The sequence below is a fragment of the Urechidicola vernalis genome, assembly GCF_031846385.1.
Taxonomy (GTDB): Bacteria; Bacteroidota; Bacteroidia; order Flavobacteriales; family Flavobacteriaceae; genus Urechidicola; species Urechidicola vernalis.
Genome location: NZ_JAVRHV010000002.1, coordinates 407,764 through 431,475 on the forward strand (window position 1 = coordinate 407,764; position 23,712 = coordinate 431,475).

The following is a 23,712-nucleotide window of genomic DNA, read 5'->3' on the forward strand; positions in this document are numbered from 1 at the left end:
AGAATGACAAATAATTGTAAATTCAAGTGATTTTATATTTGATTACAAATTGAAAATTGTATCGAGAATCTATTTTAACAATATTGCTTTTAGCTCTCGATACTTTATCCACAGGATCAAACTCGACCTGACAAAGCAATCTTTTTTATTTTTCTATCTTCGTGTTTCAACAAACTCTCATGACAACCCAAAAAAAGGCTTTAGCATTTAAAATTTATCTCATTCTTGCAGGAATGTTTATTGCTGCTCTGGTAGCCTCAAACCTAATTTTTCAAAAATTTTTTTATTGGAATCCGTTTGGACTTTTTCGCTTTGAAATATCTGTAGGTATACTTCCTTACCCTATCACTTTTTTAGTCACCGATATAATTTCTGAGATTTATGGAAAAAAGAAAGCCTATCAGGTAGTTGTAGCCGGAATTGCCGCATCTGTTTTTTCTATGGGAATTATTTATGTTGCTAATATTGCTCCTGCAATTCCGAATTCTCCAGTTGATGATATCACATTTACAAAAGTCTTTGGTCTGTCACCTCTTGGAGTGTTTGCTTCTATGATTGCATACCTTTTTGCTCAATTTATTGATATTCGAATTTTTCACTATTGGAAGGCAAAAACACAAGGTAAACACTTATGGTTACGAAACAATTTTTCCACATTTACATCTCAGTTCATAGACACCTTTACTGTTGTTGGACTCCTATGTATTTTTGAAGTTTTGCCATGGGAGATGTTTGGAGGTTTATTACTCAGTGGCTTTCTATTTAAAGTAATTATCGCCGCTTTGGATACACCAATTCTTTATATACTTGTATATATGTTCAGAAAAGAGTTCGGATTAAAAATTGGTGAAGAAATTAAACTTCAATAGAAACAACTAACCCTTCATTAGCCCGTACATTAAAAACGGTATTGTCTTCAAATATTAAATACTGTGCTTTAATCCCTTTCAGCACTCCACTATATGTTGGTGTTTTAATCAAATTTAAACTCTTCACTTTTTCTGGGTATTTTTCTACCGGAAAATTTATGTGAATCTCTTCGGAGTTTGCTTTAAGATAATATTCTTTGGCCTCATCAGGAATGTATTGAGATAATTGTTCTTTTACTGCGACCAAATCAGCATCCTCATTGTCATTAGTTAGCATCTTTCTCCAATTCGTTTTGTCGGCAACATGCTCTTTTAGTGCTACTTCAGTAATCCCTGCTAAATATCTATTAGGCGCCTCCAAAATTTCAATTGCTTCATGCGCACCTTGATCAATCCATCGTGTTGGTACTTGTGCTTTTCTAGTAACCCCTACTTTTACGTTGCTAGAATTTGCTAAATACACTATATGTGGCTTTAATTGCATTTCTTTTTCAAATTCTAAATCCCTATCCTCAACACCTAAATGTGCCTTACTCAATTCTGGACGCATAATCCAATCTCCTGCCCTAGGGGTCTCAAAAAAACATGATTGACAAAAACCTTGACGATATATCTGCTTTTCTAACCCACAATTCAAACATTCATACTTTACAAATGACAGTGTTATTTCCTTATTTATTAACTGATTCATATTTAAAAAATCAGCCTCCATGTCTAAATAATATTGTACAACATCATTATTAGATGTCATCATTTTTTTAAGTACTCCTTGATAGGTCATTTTGAATTTGTATTTTTAACTCGATAAAGATACTCAATTAACGATGCCAATACCAATAGTAAATTCGATAATTTCGTGGTTTTTAAAAAAGAGGATTCATCAAATTGAATTGTTTTTAAAATACCCTAATGACGTTCAAGAAGAGTTATTGATGCGCTTAATTAAGAAATCTGAAAACACCGTTTTTGGGCTCACTTACAATTTTAAGTCGCTTCAATCTTATGAAGATTTTGCAGCGAGAATGCCTATTCAAAAATACGAATCCATTGCACAATATATAGAACGAAATAGATCTGGAGAACAAAATATATTTTGGCCAACAACTATTAAATGGTTTGCAAAAAGTAGTGGTACAACCAACGCCAAGAGTAAATTTATCCCTGTTAGTGATGAAGCTATAGAGAACTGCCATATGAAGGCAGGAAAGGACATGCTGTGCTTGTACATTAACAACAATCCAGATACTCAATTATTTACTGGTAAAGGATTGCGTTTAGGAGGTAGTTCTGCAATTTATGAGGATAACAACACCTATTTCGGCGATTTATCTGCAATTATAATTGAAAACATGCCGTTTTGGGCTGATTTTAGTTCCGCTCCAAAACAAGAAACTGCTTTAATGGGTGAATGGGAGACAAAAATGGATGCCATAATTTCGGAAACTATAAATGAAAATATTACGAGTTTAGTTGGAGTTCCTAGTTGGATGCTTGTACTTTTAAATAGGGTTTTAGATGTAACCGGAAAAGACAATATTTTAGAAGTTTGGCCCAATTTAGAAGTCTACTTTCACGGAGGGGTTAATTTTAACCCATATCGTGAACAGTATAAAAAATTGATTCCGAAAAAAGACTTTAGATATTATGAAACATACAATGCCTCAGAAGGCTTTTTTGGAATACAAGATCAAAACAATTCAGATGAATTATTGCTAATGTTAGATTATGGAATATTCTATGAATTTATTCCTATGAGTTCTTATGATGGTGAAAATTCTATTGCAATACCCTTATCTAAAGTAAAGAAAAATACAAACTATGCTGTTGTAATTACAACCAATGGAGGGCTTTGGCGCTATTTAATTGGTGATACTGTTAAGTTTACCTCATTAAACCCATATAGAATTAAAATTACGGGAAGAACCAAACACTTTATCAATGTTTTTGGAGAAGAACTGATTATAGAAAACGCCGAAGAAGCATTAAAACAAGCTTCTAAAAAAACGAATGCGACAATTTCCGATTACACGGTTGCTCCTATTTTTATGAATGGAAAAGAAAACGGTTCACATGAATGGATTATTGAATTTAGCAAAGTTCCTAAAAATTTAAATCTATTTACAGAATTATTAGACAATGCTTTAAAAGCTATTAATTCTGACTACGAAGCAAAACGCTATAACAATCTAACATTATCAATGCCAAAAGTACACCAAGCAAGACAGGGTCTTTTTTATGATTGGTTAAAAATGAAAGGCAAACTAGGCGGGCAACACAAAATTCCAAGGCTTTCTAATAAACGTGAATTTCTGGAAGAACTATTACAATTGAGTATTGTTACGAGCAATTAATTTAACAAAGCAATAATTCTTAAAGGGGCACCACTTCCTCCTTTAATTTTCATAGGCAAGGCAACTACATTAAATCCATAAGGAGGCAGTTGATTTAAATTTGTTAAATTTTCAAAAGCCGGAATATTTTTTGACAATAAAATTACATGACTTTTAAAAAAGGTTGATTGCCCATAATCGATACTAGGTGTATCCAACCCTATTGCATTGATGTTTCTGTTCTTTACTAGCCACGCAGCCGCCTCAGGATCTAAACCTGGAAAATGCAATTCTTTTACTGCATCTTCTCCTCTGGCAGTTGTACCCAAATATTTCTGAGCATCAGGGTAGAACTTTGAGAAACCAGTTTCTAACAACACAATACTGCCGTCAGGGATTTGCATTCCTTGCTTCTTTTCCCAAGTCTTAAAATCATCAATATTAATTAAATAATCAGAATCGCCTTTTGCATTTGCAGTAACATCAATCTTAATTGCTGAACCCACTAATTTTTGAAGAGGCAATTCATCGACAGACATGGTGTTTTCTGCAAAATGAATAGGGGCATCTATATGTGTTCCTCCATGCTCAGCTGTTTCAAAATTATTGGCTGTATAGTAAAATCCTTTATCAGTAGTCCCCGCAAAAACCGTATCTAATTTAAACTCCTTCGCTGTAACCCAATATAAAGTTTCGCTAGAATAATCGTGACTAAGATCCACAATCTTATTAAAATTTAGAAGTTCTTGGCTAGGTTCTATTTTGCTTGAACAAGAATAGAGATTAAAAGCAACCAGAAAAATGAAAAGTTTCTTCATAATGTAATTGTTAAAAATCTAGAAGAGATTTCTATTGGATTATTGCAAGATAAGAAAATATGATAAGGTTAAGGCTTTACTTTTATTGAAGCAATACTATCGACCTTTACTTTATGTATCATCCCTCCAACCAAATAAGTTGGCCCCATACCTTTAAATTCATTCTCAAATAAAGACATCGAATTCAAGTAATATCTAAATTTAAATCCATCTTTTCTTGTTACCTTTAAAACTATAGGCGTATCGGTTTTGAGTACTACTTTTTCCCCATTACCATTTAATACTATTAATTCTTCTAAGTTCTCGCCTTTAAAAAAAGTGATATCCCTTCCTTCACTTAATGAATCAATTACAGGAGTAGTTTTCTGTAATTGCGATTGCAAACTATCTGCGTCAATTTGATATGATTTACACGAAACTAAAAGTAGAAAACAAAGTACAAGAAATTTATTCATCAAAACTTAAATTTTTCGTTCGATTACATAATTCACCATGGTATGCAATGATGTTTTATACTCCGATTCTGGGTAGCTATTTAAAATTTCTAAAGCCTCTTGTTGGTATGCCAACATTTTTTGAGTAGTATATTCTATTCCGCCTTTTTCTTTTACAAAAGCAATAACTTCTTTTACACGTTTTTTATCTTTATTGTGTTTTTTAACCGAGTTAATTAACCATTTGCGTTCTTTAGATTCGCAGTTATTCAAAGCATAAATAAGCGGCAAAGTCATTTTCTGTTCTTTGATATCGATACCTGTAGGCTTACCAATTTTGGCATCGGTATAATCAAATAAGTCATCTTTAATTTGGAACGCAATTCCAATCAATTCTCCGAACTTTCGCATCTTTTGGATCTCTTCTTCATCTGCTCCAACTGAAGCTGCTCCTATACCACAACAAGCAGCAATTAATGTCGCTGTTTTCTGTCTAATAATCTCGTAATACACCTCTTCGGTAATATCTAATTTTCGAGCCTTTTCAATTTGTAGCAATTCTCCTTCACTCATTTCACGAACGGCAACTGAGATTAATTTCAACAAATCAAAATCATCATTATCAATAGAAAGTAATAAGCCCTTAGATAATAAGAAGTCTCCAACTAAAACAGCAATTTTATTTTTCCATAAAGCATTTAAAGAAAAGAATCCTCGACGTCTATTAGAGTCATCTACAACATCATCATGCACCAATGTGGCTGTATGAATTAATTCTATAACCGAAGCACCACGATATGTTCGCTCATTAAACTTTCCGTCAGAAACCATTTTAGCAACTAAAAAAACAAACATAGGACGCATTTGTTTTCCCTTACGACGGACTATATAATGTGTAATTCTATTGAGAAGGGGAACCTTTGAAGCCATAGACTCTTTGAATTTCTCTTCAAAGAGTTCCATTTCAGATAAAATGGGTTGTTTAATTTGTTCTACGACTTTCATTGAAGATTCAAAAATAAGAAAAGTTCCATTGACAAAGAAGTAGTTATTTAAGAAGATTTATTTGCCAATTGACCACAAGCAGCATCTATATCTTTTCCTCTACTTCTACGCACATTCACAACAACATCATTCATTTCTAAAACTGCAACATAATCATCTATTGCACGAGTTGATGCTTGTTGAAATTCACCATCATCAATTGGATTGTATTCTATGAGATTTACTTTACAAGGCACATAACTACAATATTTTACCAAAGCATCGATATCGGCTCTTGTATCGTTAATTCCTGCCCAAACAATGTACTCATAAGTTATCATTCTTTCAGTTTTCTCATACCAATACTTTAATGATTCACGTAAATCTTCTAAAGGAAATCTATCATTAAATGGCATAATTTTCGTTCTGACTTCATCAATTGCTGAATGTAAAGAAACCGCCAAATTAAATTTCACCTCGTCATCCGCCATTTTCTTAATCATCTTTGGGATACCTGAAGTTGAAACCGTTATTCGCTTTGGAGACATCCCTAATCCTTCAGGAGAAGTAATTTTATCAATTGACTTTAACACGTTATTATAGTTCATCAATGGCTCACCCATCCCCATAAAAACAATATTTGTCAACTTTCTATTGTGATACAATAAACTCTCTTGATTTATAGCAGCAACTTGATCGTAGATTTCATCAGGGTTTAAATTTCGCATTCTTTTTAAACGGGCAGTTGCACAAAATTTACAATCTAAACTACAGCCTACTTGACTCGAGACACACGCAGTAGTTCTGGTTGCTGTTGGAATCAAAACCGATTCAACCATAAGTCCATCATGTAACTTAACAGCATTTTTTATGGTACCATCATTACTTCGTTGCATTTCATCAACGCGTATATGATTAATTACAAAGTTATCTTCAAGCATTTGACGTGTTGCTTTTGAGATATTAGTCATATCATCAAAAGAATGTGCTACTTTATGCCATAACCACTCATAAACTTGATTTCCTCTAAAGGCTTTATCGCCATTTTCTACAAAAAAATCTCTAAGTTGGTCTTTAGATAATGCACGTATGTCTTTCTTCTTTGTCAAATCGAATATTTAGTAGGTTGTAAATTTAACATAAAAAAACTGGTGCAATGTATTACACCAGTTTTCAATAATTTATTTCTATAAATGACTATAAAATCAACATCGCATCTCCATAAGAATAGAAACGGTATTTCTCTTTAACAGCCTCTTCATATGCTTCTTTTAAGAAATCATGCCCTGCAAAAGCAGAAGTCATCATCATTAATGTAGACTTAGGCATATGGAAATTTGTAATCATACAATTAGCGATACCAAAATCATAAGGAGGAAAAATAAATTTATTTGTCCATCCTTCAAATTCATTTAATTTTCCATTTGTAGAAACCGAACTTTCTAAAGTTCTCATTGCTGTTGTTCCAACTGCACAAATTCTACGTTTTTTCTCCAAAGCACTATTCACCATTTTAGTGGCTAATTCGGGAATAAAGATTTTCTCTGAATCCATTTTATGCTTTGATAAATCTTCAACCTCAACAGGATTAAATGTTCCTAAGCCAACATGTAAAGTAACATTCGCAAAATCAACACCTTTTATTTCCAAACGCTTCAATAAATGCTTAGAAAAGTGTAATCCAGCAGTTGGCGCTGCAACAGACCCTTCATTCTTTGCATAAATTGTTTGGTAGCGCTCTTTATCTTCTGGCTCTGCCTCTCTTTTAATATATTTTGGCAATGGCGTTTCTCCTTGCTCTTTTAATCGCTGTCTAAATTCTTCATAAGATCCGTCAAATAAGAAACGTAAAGTTCTTCCTCTTGATGTTGTATTGTCGATTACTTCAGCAACTAAACTTTCATCATCTCCAAAAAACAACTTATTTCCAATTCTAATTTTCCTTGCAGGATCTACTAAAACATCCCATAAACGTTGCTCTTCGTTTAGTTCTCTCAACAAGAAAACTTCAATTCTAGCACCCGTTTTTTCTTTTTCACCATATAATCTTGCAGGGAATACTTTCGTATCATTCAAGACCATTAAATCTCCTTCATCAAAATAATTGATCAAATCTTTGAACTGCTTGTGTTCAATAGTTTGTTCTTTTCTATTTAAGACCATTAGTCTAGACTCATCTCTGTGCTCTGCAGGATACTCAGCTAATAATTCTTCTGGTAATTCGAAATTGAACTTTGATAACTTCATAAAAACTTCTAAAATTTAAAACGGTTGCAAATATACAACATCGATATAGGGGTTGTCAAGTGTTTGGGGTGAAAAGTTTTATTTTGTTAAACTTTCTATATCCTTCCAAAAATCTGGATAGGATTTAGAGACCACATTGGCATCTTCAATTTCTAAAGAAGTCTTTAGCAATAAAGGTGCAAATGCCATAGCCATCCTATGATCGTCAAAAGTTTTAATTAGCACATCTTTGTTTATGCCAGTTGAAGCTTTTAAATGTAAACTCTTATTTGTAACCGAGATATCTGCGCCTAACTTTGTCAATTCACTTTTTAGTGCCTCTAATCGATCCGTTTCTTTAATCTTTAAAGTGTGTAAGCCTGTTAAATCACAAGAAATGCCCAATCCAAAACAAGTAACCGCAATGGTTTGTGCAATATCTGGTGCACTCACTAAGTCGAATTCTATGTGATTTTTACACGGTAGTTCTTTTTTTAATGTAAGTGATGTTTCATTAAATGTTGAAGTCACTCCCAATTCTTTATAAAACTGAATTAATGAAGAATCTCCTTGTAAACTATGCTCTTTATAAGAACTAATGGTAATAGTAGCCTCTTCACTTAGAGCCACCAAACTATAATAATAAGATGCAGAACTCCAATCAGATTCAACAATTGCTGTGGTATCTTCAATCTCTTTTTGAGGTTGAACAAAAATGGTTGAATCCGTCCATTTAACTTTTACACCAATTGAAGCTAACAAACCTAAAGTCATTTTTATATATGGTACCGATGTAATTTTTCCTTCAAATTTTAATTCTAATCCATTCTCTAAACTTGGAGCAATTAAAAGCAATGCAGAAACATATTGACTACTTACGCCTCCATCAATAACTACTTTACCTCCTGAAAGTTTATTCCCTTGAATTCGAATTGGAGGGTAACCTTCGTTTAATTCATATGAAATGTTCGCACCTAAAGAACGCAATGCATCTACCAATATTTTTATTGGTCTTTCTTTCATTCGTTTAGAACCTGTCAGCACTGTTTCTCTGCCATCTGCAACCGCAAAATAAGCCGTTAAAAAACGCATGGCGGTACCTGCATGACTAATATCTACAACCTCTTCCTCTGAAGCCAATGCTTTTTGCATATAATTGGCATCATCAGAATTACCAAGGTTTTCTATAGTAAGATTTGAAAAAAATTGTTTCAGAATTAATAAGCGATTCGATTCACTTTTAGATCCTGTAATTTGAATGTTCCCGTTCAAGGGTTTTGAATAGTGTTCTAATTTTAAATTCACTTCTTACTTCTTTATATATTTATAATAACCCGCCATAAACAATCCATAAACTAAAGATAGTCCTACTTGCAATTGTAAAAACAGCATCCATTTTCCATCTTCAAATAGCTCGGTTTTCATGCCTTGAAATCCATCAAACTTAAAAATCCCCATAAATACTCTCATAAATCCAACTAGGATAAAAAATACTATAAAAAAACGGAGTGCTAATTTTAAAAAAGAGGTGTTTTTAAATCTATTCATTTATTTTAGTTTCTCGTTATTATGATGGCGATCATGATCTCTTTTAGTTTTCAAATCTAATTTTTTATCAAAAGCATCCTGTAAATTAACACCTGTTTGATTCGCTAAACACAGAACCACAAATAGTACATCCGCTAATTCTTCTCCTAAATCCTTATTCTTATCAGATTCTTTTTCGCTTTGCTCTCCATACCTTCTTGCTATGATTCTAGCAACTTCACCAACTTCTTCGGTTAATTGTGCCATGTTTGTCAATTCGTTAAAATAACGAACTCCATGTTCCTTGATCCAATTATCTACTTCTAATTGTGCTCCTTGAATATCCATTAATTAAAATGTATTTGTCGTTTTGAGGATTTCTATGACCTTTTGCCATAGAATGAAATGCTAAAAACTTTCAATTAAATTTAAGTTTCCAAAGATAAAAATTCTATTTGAAGGTTGTTTGTAAAAAATGAACTTCTTCATATTCATAAAGTATAATTAACAATTATTCATTTTTAAAATTCAAATCTATAAGTCATTTTATACATAAATCAGCATAGAAGTAATTCATAAAAAAACGCTCGTAACCAATTGAAATTCAAAATAAACAATTTTATTAGCAGAATTCAAATTAAAAGGTTAATTTTGCCGCTTATAAAAATATAATATTATGAGTAACGGAACAGTAAAATTTTTTAACGACACTAAAGGGTTCGGATTTATCACTCCAGAAGGAGGAGAAAAAGATGTATTTGTACATGTGAGCAATTTAGTTGACGAAATCAACGAAGGCGATAAAGTGAGTTATGACTTAGAAGAAAGCCAAAAAGGATTAAATGCAGTGAATGTAAAAGTAATCTAATAAATTACTATCAACATATTTGTAGTAAAAGCCTGTCTATTAGACGGGCTTTTTTTATGCTTCTAAATTACGAACCTACCCTTTTAGGATTTTTAAAAATTCATCCCTAGAAATTTCTCTTGCTCCTAAACTAGCTAAATGACTGTTGTAAATTTGACAATCGATTAGTTGATATTTTGACTGTTTTGGGTTGGTCTCGCTCCGTTCATTAATCAAGTGGTGCAAAGCAACCTTTGAAGCGTTGCTTACTTTGCTGAACATGCTCTCTCCGCAAAACACATTACCTACTTCTACTCCGTATAGACCACCTACTAATTCTTTATTTTTCCAAACCTCTACAGATTTAGCAACACCTATTTTATGTAATTGGATATAGGCCTCTTGCATTTCATCTGTAATCCAAGTCCCAAATTCTTCTTTGCGATTAATATTCTTACAATTATAAATCACCTCTCTAAAAGCCTGGTTTTCTGTTACAACAAATTCGTTTTTTCTTATAACCTGTCGCATGCTTTTTGATACTTTAAACTCCTCTGGAAACAAAACCATTCGATCTTGCGGGCAATACCAAACAATAGGTTCTCCATCAGAAAACCATGGAAAAACCCCATTTTTATAAGCTAATTGCAAACGTTCTTTAGATAAATCACCACCAATGGCAAGCATGCCATATTCATTTGTTTGATTAACGGGTGGAAATTCTAATTTTTCTGATAAAAAATGCATTCAACAAAAATAACTCAATTTTACAATTCACTTTTCTTAAATTTGTAAGAATGGCATTAGATGTTTTTCAATTTTTTATAGACAACCCTAAATACAACAAACTAGTTGGAAACGATTTTATGTTTGTAGAATACAAATGCCCTCTAGAGGTTGAACAATTTAAACTTTGGACAGACAACAACTTTTTAACCTATGTAATTAGCGGAAAGAAAGATTGGACATCATTAAACGAGTTTAAAACCATTGAACAGGGTGATGTTCTATTTCTAAAAAAGGGTGTTTATAACACAAAGCAATATTTTGATGTAGATTATTGTGTCCTATTGTTTTTTATAACAGATGACTTTATCCGAAATTTTATAAAGCAGCAAGTGGGTTACAAAAAAACTAATTTGACATATCCTGCCGATAAACAAATCTTTTCTGTCGACCCTGACCCCTCGTTGAAATCATTATTCTTGACTATTTTTAACTATTTACAAAAAGGAGAAGAGATCCCTCGAGAATTGGTCGAAATGAAGTTTAAAGAACTTTTATACACCATCATTTTGAATCCTGCCAATAATGAACTCGTAAATCATTTTCATTCACTACAAAATTCTTTTAAATCTAGTTTAAATGAAATCATGCTTCAAAATTTTCATTGCGACTTAAGTTTAAATGAATATGCGCGATTAAGCGGAAGAAGTTTATCGTCATTCAAAAGAGATTTTAAACAGTCTTTTAACGAAACACCTCATAAATGGATTGTAAACAAACGTTTAAACTACGCGAAATCGTTACTTCAAAATCCTGAATTAAACATCAATGATATTTGCTTTGAGGCAGGCTTTAAGAACACATCTCATTTCAACAACTCGTTCAAAGAAAAGTTTCAACTTCCTCCAAATCAATTCCGAAAGGCCCATTACAACTTGTAAAATGTTTCTCTGAACTTTTTTCAAAACTATTTGAACTTTTTCAAAAATCTTAAACTTAGAATTGGCTATAATTTTGACAAAAAAATTTAAAACTTGTAGTCATGAAAAAAGTATTAATGTTTACTTACTCAATTATTTCTTATTTAATAGGATTTACCTCGTTACTTTACTGGATCTTATCGGTTAGTAATTTAATTCCTGAAATTTCAATTGATCGCCCTGCCGAATTACCCTTTATCTATGCCTTGCTTAAAAATTTTGGATTGGTTGCCTTATTTGGACTACAACATAGCATTATGGCAAGAAAAACGTTTAAAGATTCATTTGCAAAAGTATTCCCAAGACCTATAGAACGAAGTACCTTTGTTCTTATATCCGGCTTGTTGTTAATTTTACTTGTGAAAGAGTGGGCTCCACTTGGTGGTTTAATTTGGGATGTATCACATATACCAGCATTGAATTACTCTCTGTATATTTTATTTTTTACGGGATGGGCAATTCTATTTATAAGTTCATTCTTAATCAATCATTTTGATTTATTTGGACTTAGACAAACGTATTTAGAATTGAAAAAGAAGCCATATACCCCATTAAATTTTAAGGTATTTTCTTTCTATAAATATGTAAGACATCCTCTTTATTTTGGTGGAATTTTAGGTCTTTGGGCAACTCCAACAATGACTATGACACATTTAACATTTGCGATCGGGCTGACCTCGTATTTTTTTATCGGAACTTTATTTGAAGAGCGAGATTTAATAAAAGAGTTCGGAAATCAGTATAAAGATTATCAAAAGAAAACCGCTATGCTCATTCCTTTTACCAAAAGAAAATAAAAAAAGGCGCACCAAAATGGTGCGCCTTTTTTATTATAAACTCTATTCTAACTAGAACGGTAAATCATCTGGCTCATTGCTAGATAAATCTGATGCTTGAATCTCTTCCATTGGAGGCATTTCATTACTTGGCGCCGCAGCTTGTAAGTTTTCAATTCTCCATCCTTGAATAGAATTAAAATACTTTGCAACTCCTTCTGGATTGATCCACTCACGACCTCTTAAATTAATTGCAACTTTAACATCTTGCCCAACTTGATATGAATTTAACAAATCACATTTATCTTGCACAAACTCAATCATTAACATTTGAGGATATTGCTCATTTGTCGTAATTACTAATTCTCTCTTTCTAAATCCGCTCGCTCCAAAAGTTTGCGTTTCATTAATCAACTTGATTTTTCCTGTTACTTCCATTCTTAATTTATTAGTTCATTAAAAGTACTTTCCAAGCACTTTCAACATCGTTATTTTTTATATACTCTTGTGCAAATGTATGTTTTTTAACAATTTCTACACCTATAAATTCTGGATGTTCTTGAGCAAACTTATCAACATTTTGTTCATTTGGAAGACACTCTACGTTACCCAACATTCCTAAATCATTTCCAGTTAAAACTTTGCTATTTCTTATCGTTGCGGGAATAGCATCAACCCCTACTCCTAACGTAGTTAATGGTTTAGCAATTTCGAACATCCCTTGGTTTGCCCTTGTGTACCAGTTACCTCCCATACGAGCCACAGTATCTATTTTAAATTGATCAATAGCACCATTTTCATCTAAAATAGTTTCATCAATATGCAATTTAACAACTTCACAAATAATCAGATTTCCAGCACCTCCTTCATTTCCTAATTCTACAATCTCGTTTATTTTACATTCAATTTGAACAGGTGATTCTTTGACTCTAAAAGGCTTCACTACATCAGATTGCAACATTGTCAGTCCAGATTTATCAAATTCATTCACACCATCGGGATATTCTGTACTAGACAACGACATTTGTTGAACAATTTTGTGATTTACAATATTTATGACAACCTCTTTTGTTTCTTTGGCATTAATCAAGGTGTGTTTAATCGTATTGTCACGAACTCTCCTTGCCGGAGAAAAAACTAAAATAGGAGGCTTTGCACTAAACACATTAAAAAAACTAAACGGAGATAAATTTGGGTTACCATCCTTATCTATTGTGCTTGCAAAAGCAATGGGCCTTGGAGTTACTGCCCCTAACAAGTAGCCATGCAATTGTTTCGTTGATAAATCTTTTGGTTTTACTGAAATCATACTCCAAAAATAAAGAAAGCCTAACAAACATAATATCAAATTGATATTTTAGTTATATGAGCAGATATATTTTATATTTGTGTAGATGACTCCATTCTCCAAATCTCAATTACTCCGAGGCACGGCTATTAGCGTGTCCTTTATAATTGTTTCGCTTATTTTATGGAATACATATACCTTTTTTCAAAAGTTTAAGACAGAGGAACGTCAAAAAATGGAGATTTTAGCAAAAGCGTATGAGCGCTTGGGTTATTTCGATTTAGAAGTTGATACTGACTTAGAACTTTACATCTTAGAGAATTACACAACCAACCCAATGATTGAGACCGATAAAGACGGAGAAATTACTATTTGGGCAAACGTTGGTATAGATGAACTTACAAGTTATGACTCTTTAACAAACAAAGATCGAGACATACTGCATGATAAATTGCAGTTAATGAAAAACCAAAATGAACCAATAAAATATAGTTACCATGCTTTTGATGCCAATATTGAACGTATAATATATTATCAAAATTCTGAATTGCTTCAGAAATTAACTTATTACCCTATAACTCTAATACTAATATTAGTCTTATTTACCTCTGTAATTTTCTTCTATTTTAAATCTTCTAAAACAGCAAGTCAGAACAAACTTTGGACTGGAATGGCTAAGGAAACCGCACATCAAATAGGCACTCCGTTGTCCTCTTTATTGGGTTGGATTGAATTATTGCGATTAGAAAATACTGATGAAACCATTGTTTCAGAAATTGAAAAAGACGTAATCCGATTAAATGTTATTGCCGAAAGATTCTCTAAAATAGGGTCGATACCGGAATTAGAAAAGCACAATATTGTTAAGGTTACTAAAAATGCCTTCGCATATTTAGAATCTAGAAGTTCCAAGCAAGTTAATTTCAGTTTTATTACGGAATCAGAAGAATTATTTGCACTTATTAATCTTCAACTTTTTGGTTGGGTAATTGAAAATTTGGTGAAAAATGCAATTGACTCCATGAAAGGTAAAGGGGCAATTTCCATTGAAATAAAGAATACTTCCAAAGAAATTCAAATTTTTATTTCTGATACTGGTAAAGGAATCCCAAAGAGTTTACGTCAACGCATATTTACTCCCGGTTTCACCACAAAAAAAAGAGGTTGGGGATTAGGTTTATCTCTCTCTAAACGTATTGTGGAAGAATACCACGATGGTAAAATATTTGTGAAAAAATCCGAAATAAACAAAGGATCAATTTTCTGCATTAACCTAAGAAGAACTGAATAATCAGATCTTTTTTGTATTTTTGAATACACTCCATTGATTTTAACACTAACCAAATCAACTTATTATGAAATCCAAAACTTTCTTAATTATTGGGGTAGTATCTCCCTTATTTTTAATTGTAGCATTTTTCAACCTTAATTCATCGGAGCAAGTTTCCACTTATGCAGCATCAAATTTTAAGAAATGTGTTTCGACCAACTTTTTACTTACAGAAGTTGATACCACAAGACCTATTGCTCCATTATTTAATGACTTAGGAGATTTGAACTATACAGTAAGTACAAAAAATAAAAAAGCACAAGCATTTTTTAATCAAGGATTAAAACTTACGTATGCATTTAACCATGCAGAATCACATAGATCTTTTATGGAATCCGGCCGTTTAGACAACAATTTAGCAATGGCTTATTGGGGACAAGCATACTCCTTAGGGCCAAATATTAACGATCAATTACCTGACGAAGAAAGAAGTTTAAAAGCCTATGAAGCCATTCAAAATGCATTGAAACTTATAGATAAATCCTCTAAAAAGGAGCAACTTCTCATTAATGCATTAAGTACTAGATATTCTAAAGATTCTGAAAACAGGGAAGAATTAAATATGGCATATATGTTGGCTATGGAAAAGGTTGTCAATGAATTTCCAAATGATGTTGATATTCTTACGTTATATGCCGCATCTGTTATGAATACTGTTCCATGGAATTATTGGGATAATGATGGAAATCCATCTCCTAATATTACAGAAGCGAAAGCTGCTTTAGAAAAAGCAATAAAAATAGATGACTATCATCCTGGAGCGCATCATTATTACATCCATATGGTTGAATTACCAAAACCTGATTTAGGTATTCAAAGTGCAGATAAATTAGGAACCACAATGCCAGGAGCAGGTCATATTGTCCATATGCCTGGGCATATTTATATGCGCGTGGGACGTTATGATGACGCCGTTAGAGTTAATGAAGATGCTATTTTAGCAGACGAAAGTTATATTTCTCAATGTTTCTCTCAAGGTCTTTACCCTTTGGGCTATTACCCTCATAATATTCATTTTTTGTGGTCAGCAGCAAGCATGCAAGGAAACAGCATAAAAGCAATTGCGGCGGCAAAAAAAACAGCAGAAAAAGTTCCTGCTAATAGTTTATCAGGTTCACAATTTCATCAAAATTTTGCTGCTACACCGTTACTAGCCTATACAAGATTTGGAAAATGGAATGACATTTTAACAACACCTGACCCTGGAGACAACCTTACCTATTTAAAGTTAATTTGGCATTACTCTAGAGGAATTGCGTTTTTGAGAAAAAATAATTTAAAAGAAGCTAAAGAGGAATTAGAATTGCTTGCAAATAGAAACACAGAAGAAGACGATGAAAGAGCTTCTACTGTTGCGAATGTTGCATATGAAATATTAGCAGGTGAAATAGAGGTTTACAAAGGGAATTTAGAAAATGGAATTAATCATCTTAAAAATGCAGTTGCCTTTGAAGATGAATTGCCTTACGATGAGCCTGCCGCGTGGTATATTCCTTCGCGTCAAACATTAGGAGCCTTTTTAAACAAGGCAAAAAAATACAATGAAGCAGAAATTATTTACCTACAAGATTTAGACTATTACCGAGCAAATGGTTGGAGTTTAATGGGGCTTTATACCAGCCAACTAGGGCAAGGAAAAATAGAAGAAGCTAAAAAAACAAAAAAGGCATTTGACCAAGCCTGGTCAAACGCCGATATTGAAATTAATAATTCTATTCTTTAGTTATAATTTCGATGCAATATCTTTTACTACTTGCTCAAATTCATCTTTAGATAAGGAAACTTTTTTCTGAAACTGAATATCAGCCATTGATTGTAATGGAATTAAGTGTACATGCACATGTGGCACTTCTAATCCAATAACGGACATTCCTATTCGTTCACAATTAATAGCCTTTTCCATTGCAATTGCAATTTTTCTAGAAAAGCTCATTAATCCATTGTACGTATCTTTATCTAATTCGAACAATTTATTCACTTCCCTTTTTGGAACTACCAATGTATGTCCTGGAGTATTTGGATTTACATCTAAAAATGCTATAAAATCATCGTTTTCTGCAACCTTATAACAAGGAATTTCGCCGTTTATTATTTTGGTAAATATAGATGCCATTATCTCGAAATTTCCATGATTTCAAATTTCATAATTCCATTCGGCACTTGAATTTCTGCAATATCGCCAACCTGTTTTCCTAACAATCCTTTACCAATTGGCGAATTTACAGAAATCTTCATCTTTTTCAAATCTGATTCTGAGTCGGCAACAAGGGTATACACAAACTCCATCTTGTTTGTGGTATTTTTAATTTTTACCTTAGATAAAACCAATACTTTTGAAGTGTCCAATTGAGACTCATCTATAATTCGTGCTTTAGAAAAAACATTTTTCAATTTTGCAATTTTAAACTCCAAATGAGATTGCTCTTCTTTTGCAGCATGGTATTCAGCATTTTCACTCAAATCACCTTTATCTCGTGCATCTGCAATTTCTTGAGTTACTCTTGGCCTTTCAACATTTTCTAAATGCTCTAACTCCTCTTTTAATTTTTGAAACCCTTCTGGGGTGTAATAAGAAACATCACTCATATCTTACTATTTTATAAATAAAAAATCTCAAAACTGCATTACAGCATGAGATTACATTATCTTGATTATCACTTAATACAAATGTACAAAATATTTGTAAATTGCCACCGTTTTAAAGATTCATACCTAAGATTTAATGAAAAAAGTATTCCTACTAATTTGCACCATTTTTATTTTGAGTTGTGAGAGCGATGGTGGAAATCAGCGATGCGATATAATTAATCCAGTTACCGTTAATTTAGCAAACCCTGAATTTATAAATATTCAAGTTCCAGGAGGTTGGTCTTATGCGAATGGCGGTCCAAAAGGTTTGGTCATTTACAACTTTGGTAGCAATTATAAAGCATTTAGCAGAGAATGCCCATCAATAAATAATTGTGCTCAGAAAATGACCGTAGAAAACGACATTAAACTTGTTTGTCCTTGTGATGATGCCGAATTCAGTATTTTAGACGGTTCTCCTCAGACTGCAGGAATTAACGAATCTGTATGTGAATTTAAAGTTTCATTAGTAGGAAGCGGTGTGTTAAATATCAGCAATTTTTAAAGTAAATTTGAATTCGTATCCTTATTTTTGTGCGAAACTTTTATAAGGTGATAAATTATTTTTCTTCAGATTTTAAATTGGGAGTTTTAGGAGGTGGTCAACTTGGAAAAATGCTCCTTACAGAAACTCATAAATACGATATTCATACGTCAATTTTAGACAATTCTGCTGATGCCCCATGTGCACAAATTTGCGATGAATTTGTTCAGGGTGATTTAATGGATTTTGATACTGTGGTTAATTTTGGAAAAACAGTTGATGTCCTTACAATTGAAATTGAACATGTTAACGTAGATGCCCTTGAACACTTAGAAAAAATTGGAAAATCGGTTTACCCTAAAAGTAAAGACTTGCGCATTATCCAAAACAAAGGTGTTCAAAAAACTTTTTATGAAAGCAATAATATTGCAACATCAGCTTTTAAAAAATTTGATACCATTGCTGAATTAAAAGCGAGTGTTGAAAATAATGAAGTAACAATTCCATTTGTATGGAAATCTACCCAGTTTGGTTACGATGGAAATGGTGTTAAAATGGTAAGAGCAATTTCAGATTTAGAAAATTTAACTGAAACGGAGTGTATTGCTGAAGAATTAGTAAATTTCAAAAACGAATTAGCTGTTATTGTTGCTCGTAACCCCAATGGAGATATCGCAACATATCCCGTTGTAGAAATGGAATTTCATCCAGAAGCAAATCAAGTAGAGTATGTAATCTGCCCTGCAAGAATTAATGATAAAGTCGCCGAGAAGGCAAAGAATACAGCGTTAAATGTTGCTAAAGCATTTGATTTTGTTGGTTTATTAGCGGTCGAAATGTTTCAAACTCAAAATGATGAAATCTTAGTAAACGAAGTTGCTCCAAGAACTCATAATAGCGGACATTATAGTATCGAAGCTTCTTACACAAGTCAATTTGAGCAACATGTCCGTGCTATTTTAAATCTACCATTAGGTAATACGGATAGTAAAGTTGCTGGAATTATGGTAAATTTGGTAGGTGCTGAAGGTTATCAAGGTGAAGTTGTTTATGAAAACATGGACAAAATTTTAGCTATTGATGGTGTAACTCCGCATATTTATGGTAAAAAACATACACGACCATTCAGAAAAATGGGGCATGTGACCATAGTAAATGAAAATATTGAAGAAGCAAGACGTGTTGCTGAACAAGTAAAAAATGCAATTAAAGTAATAAGCAAATAATCATGGCTAAAGTAGGAATTATTATGGGAAGCAACTCCGATCTTCCAGTAATGCAAGGAGCAATTGATATTTTAAATAGTTTTGATATTGAAGTTGAAGTTGATATCGTTTCAGCCCACAGAACTCCAGAAAAACTATGGGATTACGCAAAAAACGCACACACTCGAGGCATTACAGTAATTATTGCTGGAGCCGGTGGTGCTGCGCATTTACCTGGTATGGTTGCCTCTATGAGTCCTTTACCTGTAATTGGCGTACCAGTAAAGTCTAGAAACTCTATTGATGGCTGGGATTCTGTTTTATCTATTTTACAAATGCCGTCTGGTGTACCGGTTGCAACGGTCGCTTTAGATGGCGCAACAAATGCAGGAATTCTAGCTGCTCAAATTATCGGCGCACAAGACAAATGTGTTCTGGATAAAATTCTCTTTTATAAAGAAAGTCTTAAAGTTAAAGTAAATAAGGCTTCAGAAGAAATGAAGAAATAGTTCTATTTTTTAAATTCATTTATAATTAGTCATATTTTAACATGACTCAAACTTCAAATCATCACGCATGAACAATCCTTTAGTTTCAGAATTTAACACTCCATTTCGAACCGCTCCATTTTCAAAAATTAAATCAGAGCATTTCGAACCAGCAATTAAGCAAGGAATTGCTATGGCAAAGGAAGATATTGATGCTATTACAAAAACTATAGATGAACCATCCTTTACTAATACCATTGAAGCACTTGAGTTTTCTGGTATGCAGCTAAAGAGAATAACAAGCGTGTTTTTTAATTTGAATTCAGCAGAAACAAATGAAGATATTCAGAAAATTGCTCAGATCGTTTCTCCTCTTTTAACAGAGTTTGCCAATGACATTAGATTAAATGAAACCTTATTTAATAGAGTTTCAACCATTTTCAAAATTAAAGAAACTTTAAATCTTACGGTCGAGCAGAATACATTACTAACAAACCAATACAAAATGTTTGTGCGAAATGGTGCAAACTTAAATGAAGATGAAAAGTCGCAATTACGGACTATTGATACTAGGCTTTCAAAATTAAGTTTAAAATTTGGAGAGCACGTATTGGCAGATACCAATAGTTTTGAACTTCATATTACAAACAAAGAAGAACTTAGTGGTTTACCGGAAGGCACAAAAGAAGCTGCTAAACTAACGGCTAAAGAGAAGAACAAAAAAGGCTGGATATTTACGCTAGACTACCCAAGTTATGTTCCTTTTATGACGTATTCAGAAAATAGATCTTTAAGGAAAAGATTGGCTATTGCATTTGGGGCTAAAGGGTTTCAAAACAACGAAAATAACAATGAAAACATTGTATTAGAAATTGTAAAACTTCGCCATCAACGGGCTAATTTGTTGGGTTATAAATCTCATGCTCATTTTGTTATAGAGGAACGCATGGCGCAAAACCCAGAAACAGTTTCATCGTTTTTAAATGAATTATTAGACAAAGCATCACCCGCAGCAAAAGATGAATTTGATCAACTTTCAGAATTTGCAAAAAACAATGATCAAATTGAAACTTTGGAAAAATGGGATAGCGCTTATTATTCTGAAAAATTAAAAAAGGAATTACTCGATTTAGACGAAGAACAATTAAAACCGTATTTTAAATTGGAAAACGTACTTAACGGAGTATTTACTGTTTCCAATAAACTTTTTGATTTAAAATTCGAAGAAGACAAAATGATTGACACATACCATAAGGATGTGAAGACATATAAGGTGTTTGACAGTTCCAGTAATTTTGTGGCAATTTTCTATGCCGATTTCTTCCCAAGAGCAGGAAAAAGGAATGGTGCATGGATGACTTCATTTAAAGATCAATGGATTAAAAATGGAGAAAATTCTAGACCCCATATTTCTATTGTTTGTAATTTCACGAAACCAACCGATTCTAAACCCTCACTCTTAACTTTTAACGAGGTTACCACTTTATTCCATGAATTTGGACATGCTTTGCATGGCATGCTAGCAAATACTGTATACCCAAGTTTATCTGGGACCAGTGTACATTGGGATTTTGTTGAATTACCAAGTCAAATTTTAGAAAATTGGTGCTACGAGAAAGAAGCGCTTGATCTTTTTGCAAAACATTATGAAACTGGCGAATCTATTCCTATGGAATTAATCGATAAAATCAAAAAGGCTTCAAATTTCTTAGAAGGCATCGCTACATTAAGACAATTAAGTTTTGGTTTATTAGATATGGGATGGCACGGAAACGATCCATCTACTATTAATTCTGTTAAAGAATTCGAAAGCAACGCTTTTAAAAACACTAATCTTTATCCAGAAGTTTCGAAAAATTGTATGAGTACCGCTTTTTCGCATATTTTTCAAGGTGGATACTCTTCAGGGTATTATTCTTACAAGTGGGCTGAAGTCTTAGATGCGGATGCATTTGATTATTTTAAATCTAATGGGGTATTTAACAAAGAAATCGCTTTAAGTTTTAAAGAAAACATCCTATCAAAAGGCGGAACTGAAAACCCAATGTCTTTATACAAGAGATTTAGAGGAAAAGAACCTAATTCAGATGCGTTATTAAAAAGAGCAGGACTTCTAAAAAAGCATTAAACGTCCATTTTTAAGCCAAAATTTCTTGTTTTGAATCACAAATCGAAGACAATCTAACTATTTTTCAGCAGGCTTCAATTTCAAATAAATGGTATCAAAATCAAACAAATGGTACGTTTTCTTAAACAAATGGTAAATTTTTTCCGTTTTTGTTTGGTGCAAACATATATTTTTTATACTATTGTAGTGTAATATTTCAATTGTACCCCACAAAAACCCCACAACGGATGAAATTAATTACATATAAACCAAACACTTTTTTGTCGCTGACATGCGTCAATTCTATTTATGCAAAAAAAAGTGAAGATTTTACTACAGTAATTAGCGTTAACAACATTAATTCTTTACTTGTAAAAATTGAATGTATTGCATTGTCAATAGTTCAAAGAAGTGTTGGTTTTTTAACTATTAAAAATTCGATACCCCAAATTTCAAAAAATATACAAAGATTCATTTTAGTAGGATGGATAGATCGGCCGTAGTTTCCTTCATTGATATTGTCCCCACAGCAATATCGTTGAAGAATTAATTACGGCTGAATTTATTTTTTTATGTTTTTCTTAACCCCACAAATCCCCACAATTATGAAAACAATTACTTTAAGATTATTACTTATTCTATCTCTAACTTTTTCATTTTATTCATGTACTTCAGATGAAGATGGAATCTTTTTAGATGAGACATCGTCAAAATTTAATGATATTAATCTTTCCTATACACAAATGGAATTTGAAATATTAAATTTAGTTAACGAACATAGAAAATCTGTTGGATTAAATCCATTAAATACTATAAATTTAGTTTCTAAGGAAGCTATATCCCATACTGATTACATGATTTCTGTAGGTACTGTGAGTCATGATAATTTTAGTGACAGGCATCAAAAATTAGTTAAAGGTGTTGCGGCAAAAAAGGTAGGAGAAAACGTAGCTTACGGATATAGATCTGCTAAAGCAGTAGTAAATGCTTGGATTAATAGTGACGGACATAGAATGAATATAGAAAATGAAAACTTTACAGACTTTGGCATTTCTACTAAACAAGATGCTGAAGGAAGAAACTATTTCACACACATATTTATAAAAAGATAAAAAAGAAAGTAGGATAAAAAAACTAAGTTGTCCCCACAACAATAGCACCCCAAAGTAATTTGTTTTCAAACTCCCATTAACTTAATTAAAATAGTTAATGGGAGTTTATTTAGGTAATAACTAAAAAATCACCTAACATTAAAATAATGATCGGTGATTAAAATGAACAGTCACAACTCGAATCTATATCTCGTCCCCACAACAATAAAAAAATTCGTAAACGCTGTGACCGTATGTTAAAAAAGCAGCCGGAATTAAATTAAAATAGATATTCTCGTCCCCACAACAATAGTCTCTAAAAATTTTGATTCGCGACTGCCAATAATTTTATTAAAATTTACTGAGGTTGATACAATTAGTATTTAAATTTTGAGGTATATGGGGATAATTTGAATGTTTTTAATTAAAAAAGCAGTCGTAATAACTTAATAGATATTCTCGTCCCCACAACAATAGTCTCTAAAGTCTTTACATTACGACTGCTCAAAGATAATCAATATTTTTATGAACTGCAACTATCTACAGTATAGCAGTCTTCATTTTTAATTTACTC

26 protein-coding genes are annotated in these 23,712 nt (G+C 32.5%); 12 read left to right on the forward strand and 14 right to left on the reverse strand.

Going from position 1 to position 23,712, the window contains the following annotated elements; all coding sequences use genetic code 11:
- Positions 1–179: 179 nt before the first annotated feature.
- Positions 180–869: a queuosine precursor transporter gene (locus tag RM519_RS07055; RefSeq protein ID WP_311592965.1), complete on the forward strand. Its 690-nt coding sequence runs from the start codon at positions 180–182 to the stop codon at positions 867–869.
- Here the strand turns inward: RM519_RS07055 and RM519_RS07060 are convergent.
- Positions 856–1,650 (reverse strand): DUF2797 domain-containing protein, encoded by a 795-nt coding sequence (locus tag RM519_RS07060; protein ID WP_311592967.1) that lies wholly within the window; start codon positions 1,648–1,650, stop codon positions 856–858. The two genes, RM519_RS07055 and RM519_RS07060, sit on opposite strands and share 14 nt — an antisense overlap.
- A gap of 43 nt (positions 1,651–1,693) precedes the next feature.
- Here RM519_RS07060 and RM519_RS07065 point away from each other — a divergent pair, with 43 nt between their 5' ends.
- Positions 1,694–3,220 (forward strand): GH3 auxin-responsive promoter family protein, encoded by a 1,527-nt coding sequence (locus RM519_RS07065; RefSeq protein WP_311592968.1) that lies wholly within the window; start codon positions 1,694–1,696, stop codon positions 3,218–3,220.
- Here RM519_RS07065 and RM519_RS07070 read toward each other — a convergent pair.
- The 8 genes from RM519_RS07070 to RM519_RS07105 all read right to left on the reverse strand — a co-directional run bounded on the left by RM519_RS07070 (position 3,217) and on the right by RM519_RS07105 (position 9,536).
- Positions 3,217–4,017 carry a cyclase family protein gene (locus tag RM519_RS07070; RefSeq protein ID WP_311592969.1) on the reverse strand — a complete coding sequence of 267 codons (801 nt, stop codon included), beginning with the start codon at positions 4,015–4,017 and terminating at the stop codon, positions 3,217–3,219. The genes RM519_RS07065 and RM519_RS07070 overlap by 4 nt on opposite strands.
- 68 nt (positions 4,018–4,085) lie before the next feature.
- Complete coding sequence (locus tag RM519_RS07075; RefSeq protein WP_311592970.1) at positions 4,086–4,472, reverse strand: hypothetical protein; 387 nt, start codon at positions 4,470–4,472, stop codon at positions 4,086–4,088.
- 6 nt (positions 4,473–4,478) lie between these two features.
- Complete coding sequence (locus RM519_RS07080) at positions 4,479–5,456, reverse strand: polyprenyl synthetase family protein (RefSeq protein WP_311592971.1); 978 nt, start codon at positions 5,454–5,456, stop codon at positions 4,479–4,481.
- Positions 5,457–5,503: 47 nt separating this feature from the next.
- A complete protein-coding gene (gene rlmN / locus RM519_RS07085; RefSeq protein WP_311592973.1) occupies positions 5,504–6,544 on the reverse strand; it encodes a dual-specificity RNA methyltransferase RlmN in 1,041 nt (346 codons plus the stop codon).
- A gap of 88 nt (positions 6,545–6,632) precedes the next feature.
- Positions 6,633–7,682: a tRNA preQ1(34) S-adenosylmethionine ribosyltransferase-isomerase QueA gene (gene queA, locus RM519_RS07090; protein ID WP_311592974.1), complete on the reverse strand. Its 1,050-nt coding sequence runs from the start codon at positions 7,680–7,682 to the stop codon at positions 6,633–6,635.
- A gap of 78 nt (positions 7,683–7,760) precedes the next feature.
- Positions 7,761–8,966, reverse strand: coding sequence for a 3-phosphoshikimate 1-carboxyvinyltransferase (gene aroA, locus RM519_RS07095; RefSeq protein ID WP_311592975.1), 1,206 nt, complete (start codon positions 8,964–8,966; stop codon positions 7,761–7,763).
- Positions 8,967–8,969: 3 nt separating this feature from the next.
- Positions 8,970–9,209 carry a hypothetical protein gene (locus RM519_RS07100; RefSeq protein WP_311592976.1) on the reverse strand — a complete coding sequence of 80 codons (240 nt, stop codon included), beginning with the start codon at positions 9,207–9,209 and terminating at the stop codon, positions 8,970–8,972.
- Positions 9,210–9,536 carry a nucleotide pyrophosphohydrolase gene (locus tag RM519_RS07105; protein WP_311592977.1) on the reverse strand — a complete coding sequence of 109 codons (327 nt, stop codon included), beginning with the start codon at positions 9,534–9,536 and terminating at the stop codon, positions 9,210–9,212.
- Positions 9,537–9,864: 328 nt separating this feature from the next.
- Here RM519_RS07105 and RM519_RS07110 point away from each other — a divergent pair, with 328 nt between their 5' ends.
- Complete coding sequence (locus tag RM519_RS07110) at positions 9,865–10,056, forward strand: cold-shock protein (RefSeq protein ID WP_311592978.1); 192 nt, start codon at positions 9,865–9,867, stop codon at positions 10,054–10,056.
- Positions 10,057–10,131: 75 nt separating this feature from the next.
- Here RM519_RS07110 and aat read toward each other — a convergent pair whose 3' ends face one another.
- Positions 10,132–10,782 (reverse strand): leucyl/phenylalanyl-tRNA--protein transferase, encoded by a 651-nt coding sequence (gene aat, locus RM519_RS07115; protein WP_311592980.1) that lies wholly within the window; start codon positions 10,780–10,782, stop codon positions 10,132–10,134.
- Between the two features lie 50 nt (positions 10,783–10,832).
- Between aat and RM519_RS07120 the strand changes: the two genes are divergently transcribed.
- Positions 10,833–11,702, forward strand: coding sequence for an AraC family transcriptional regulator (locus tag RM519_RS07120; protein WP_311592981.1), 870 nt, complete (start codon positions 10,833–10,835; stop codon positions 11,700–11,702).
- 101 nt (positions 11,703–11,803) lie between these two features.
- Entirely contained in the window at positions 11,804–12,538 is a 735-nt protein-coding gene (locus RM519_RS07125) for a methyltransferase family protein (RefSeq protein WP_311592982.1), read from the forward strand.
- A 51-nt stretch (positions 12,539–12,589) separates the two neighbouring features.
- Here RM519_RS07125 and RM519_RS07130 read toward each other — a convergent pair whose 3' ends face one another.
- Both RM519_RS07130 and RM519_RS07135 read right to left on the reverse strand, forming a co-directional pair.
- Positions 12,590–12,955 carry a DUF3127 domain-containing protein gene (locus RM519_RS07130; RefSeq protein ID WP_311592983.1) on the reverse strand — a complete coding sequence of 122 codons (366 nt, stop codon included), beginning with the start codon at positions 12,953–12,955 and terminating at the stop codon, positions 12,590–12,592.
- 10 nt (positions 12,956–12,965) lie between these two features.
- Positions 12,966–13,826 carry a flavin reductase family protein gene (locus RM519_RS07135; protein ID WP_311592984.1) on the reverse strand — a complete coding sequence of 287 codons (861 nt, stop codon included), beginning with the start codon at positions 13,824–13,826 and terminating at the stop codon, positions 12,966–12,968.
- Between the two features lie 85 nt (positions 13,827–13,911).
- On the opposite strand from RM519_RS07135, the gene RM519_RS07140 reads away from it, so the two are divergent.
- Both RM519_RS07140 and RM519_RS07145 read left to right on the forward strand, forming a co-directional pair.
- Positions 13,912–15,096 carry a sensor histidine kinase gene (locus tag RM519_RS07140; protein ID WP_311592985.1) on the forward strand — a complete coding sequence of 395 codons (1,185 nt, stop codon included), beginning with the start codon at positions 13,912–13,914 and terminating at the stop codon, positions 15,094–15,096.
- 64 nt (positions 15,097–15,160) lie between these two features.
- Complete coding sequence (locus tag RM519_RS07145) at positions 15,161–16,858, forward strand: tetratricopeptide repeat protein (protein ID WP_311592986.1); 1,698 nt, start codon at positions 15,161–15,163, stop codon at positions 16,856–16,858.
- Here the strand turns inward: RM519_RS07145 and RM519_RS07150 are convergent, their stop codons facing one another.
- Both RM519_RS07150 and greA read right to left on the reverse strand, forming a co-directional pair.
- A complete protein-coding gene (locus tag RM519_RS07150) occupies positions 16,859–17,248 on the reverse strand; it encodes an HIT family protein (RefSeq protein ID WP_311592987.1) in 390 nt (129 codons plus the stop codon).
- Positions 17,248–17,721 (reverse strand): transcription elongation factor GreA, encoded by a 474-nt coding sequence (greA, locus tag RM519_RS07155; RefSeq protein ID WP_311592989.1) that lies wholly within the window; start codon positions 17,719–17,721, stop codon positions 17,248–17,250. Before greA ends, RM519_RS07150 begins: the two co-directional genes overlap by 1 nt.
- 136 nt (positions 17,722–17,857) lie before the next feature.
- Between greA and RM519_RS07160 the strand changes: the two genes are divergently transcribed.
- The 5 genes from RM519_RS07160 (at position 17,858) to RM519_RS07180 (ending at position 23,159) form a co-directional block, all read left to right on the forward strand.
- The gene (locus RM519_RS07160) at positions 17,858–18,268 is read left to right on the forward strand and encodes a Rieske (2Fe-2S) protein (RefSeq protein WP_311592990.1); all 411 of its coding nucleotides are present in this window, start codon (positions 17,858–17,860) and stop codon (positions 18,266–18,268) included.
- Positions 18,269–18,318: 50 nt separating this feature from the next.
- Positions 18,319–19,473, forward strand: a complete 1,155-nt coding sequence (locus RM519_RS07165; RefSeq protein WP_311593000.1) for a 5-(carboxyamino)imidazole ribonucleotide synthase — start codon at positions 18,319–18,321, stop codon at positions 19,471–19,473.
- A gap of 2 nt (positions 19,474–19,475) precedes the next feature.
- Positions 19,476–19,961 (forward strand): 5-(carboxyamino)imidazole ribonucleotide mutase, encoded by a 486-nt coding sequence (purE, locus tag RM519_RS07170; protein WP_311592992.1) that lies wholly within the window; start codon positions 19,476–19,478, stop codon positions 19,959–19,961.
- 67 nt (positions 19,962–20,028) lie between these two features.
- Positions 20,029–22,068, forward strand: a complete 2,040-nt coding sequence (locus RM519_RS07175; RefSeq protein ID WP_311592993.1) for a M3 family metallopeptidase — start codon at positions 20,029–20,031, stop codon at positions 22,066–22,068.
- Between the two features lie 584 nt (positions 22,069–22,652).
- On the forward strand, positions 22,653–23,159 hold the full coding sequence (locus RM519_RS07180; RefSeq protein WP_311592994.1) for a CAP domain-containing protein: 507 nt from the start codon (positions 22,653–22,655) through the stop codon (positions 23,157–23,159).
- Positions 23,160–23,712 lie beyond the last annotated feature (553 nt).

Excerpts from the sequence above, each read along its gene's own strand:
- RM519_RS07080 (WP_311592971.1), bottom strand. The coding sequence starts at position 5,456 with ATGAAAGTCGTAGAACAAATTAAACAACCCATTTTATCTGAAATGGAA.
- RM519_RS07135 (WP_311592984.1), bottom strand. The coding sequence starts at position 13,826 with ATGATTTCAGTAAAACCAAAAGATTTATCAACGAAACAATTGCATGGC.
- RM519_RS07125 (WP_311592982.1), top strand. The coding sequence starts at position 11,804 with ATGAAAAAAGTATTAATGTTTACTTACTCAATTATTTCTTATTTAATA.
- queA (WP_311592974.1), bottom strand. The coding sequence starts at position 7,682 with ATGAAGTTATCAAAGTTCAATTTCGAATTACCAGAAGAATTATTAGCT.
- RM519_RS07070 (WP_311592969.1), bottom strand. The coding sequence starts at position 4,017 with ATGAAGAAACTTTTCATTTTTCTGGTTGCTTTTAATCTCTATTCTTGT.
- RM519_RS07110 (WP_311592978.1), top strand. The coding sequence starts at position 9,865 with ATGAGTAACGGAACAGTAAAATTTTTTAACGACACTAAAGGGTTCGGA.
- purE (WP_311592992.1), top strand. The coding sequence starts at position 19,476 with ATGGCTAAAGTAGGAATTATTATGGGAAGCAACTCCGATCTTCCAGTA.
- RM519_RS07060 (WP_311592967.1), bottom strand. The coding sequence starts at position 1,650 with ATGACCTATCAAGGAGTACTTAAAAAAATGATGACATCTAATAATGAT.
- RM519_RS07100 (WP_311592976.1), bottom strand. The coding sequence starts at position 9,209 with ATGAATAGATTTAAAAACACCTCTTTTTTAAAATTAGCACTCCGTTTT.
- RM519_RS07105 (WP_311592977.1), bottom strand. The coding sequence starts at position 9,536 with ATGGATATTCAAGGAGCACAATTAGAAGTAGATAATTGGATCAAGGAA.
- RM519_RS07145 (WP_311592986.1), top strand. The coding sequence starts at position 15,161 with ATGAAATCCAAAACTTTCTTAATTATTGGGGTAGTATCTCCCTTATTT.
- RM519_RS07175 (WP_311592993.1), top strand. The coding sequence starts at position 20,029 with ATGAACAATCCTTTAGTTTCAGAATTTAACACTCCATTTCGAACCGCT.
- RM519_RS07075 (WP_311592970.1), bottom strand. The coding sequence starts at position 4,472 with ATGAATAAATTTCTTGTACTTTGTTTTCTACTTTTAGTTTCGTGTAAA.
- greA (WP_311592989.1), bottom strand. The coding sequence starts at position 17,721 with ATGAGTGATGTTTCTTATTACACCCCAGAAGGGTTTCAAAAATTAAAA.
- RM519_RS07130 (WP_311592983.1), bottom strand. The coding sequence starts at position 12,955 with ATGGAAGTAACAGGAAAAATCAAGTTGATTAATGAAACGCAAACTTTT.
- RM519_RS07065 (WP_311592968.1), top strand. The coding sequence starts at position 1,694 with ATGCCAATACCAATAGTAAATTCGATAATTTCGTGGTTTTTAAAAAAG.
- RM519_RS07150 (WP_311592987.1), bottom strand. The coding sequence starts at position 17,248 with ATGGCATCTATATTTACCAAAATAATAAACGGCGAAATTCCTTGTTAT.
- RM519_RS07055 (WP_311592965.1), top strand. The coding sequence starts at position 180 with ATGACAACCCAAAAAAAGGCTTTAGCATTTAAAATTTATCTCATTCTT.
- RM519_RS07180 (WP_311592994.1), top strand. The coding sequence starts at position 22,653 with ATGAAAACAATTACTTTAAGATTATTACTTATTCTATCTCTAACTTTT.
- RM519_RS07140 (WP_311592985.1), top strand. The coding sequence starts at position 13,912 with ATGACTCCATTCTCCAAATCTCAATTACTCCGAGGCACGGCTATTAGC.
- RM519_RS07160 (WP_311592990.1), top strand. The coding sequence starts at position 17,858 with ATGAAAAAAGTATTCCTACTAATTTGCACCATTTTTATTTTGAGTTGT.
- RM519_RS07120 (WP_311592981.1), top strand. The coding sequence starts at position 10,833 with ATGGCATTAGATGTTTTTCAATTTTTTATAGACAACCCTAAATACAAC.
- aat (WP_311592980.1), bottom strand. The coding sequence starts at position 10,782 with ATGCATTTTTTATCAGAAAAATTAGAATTTCCACCCGTTAATCAAACA.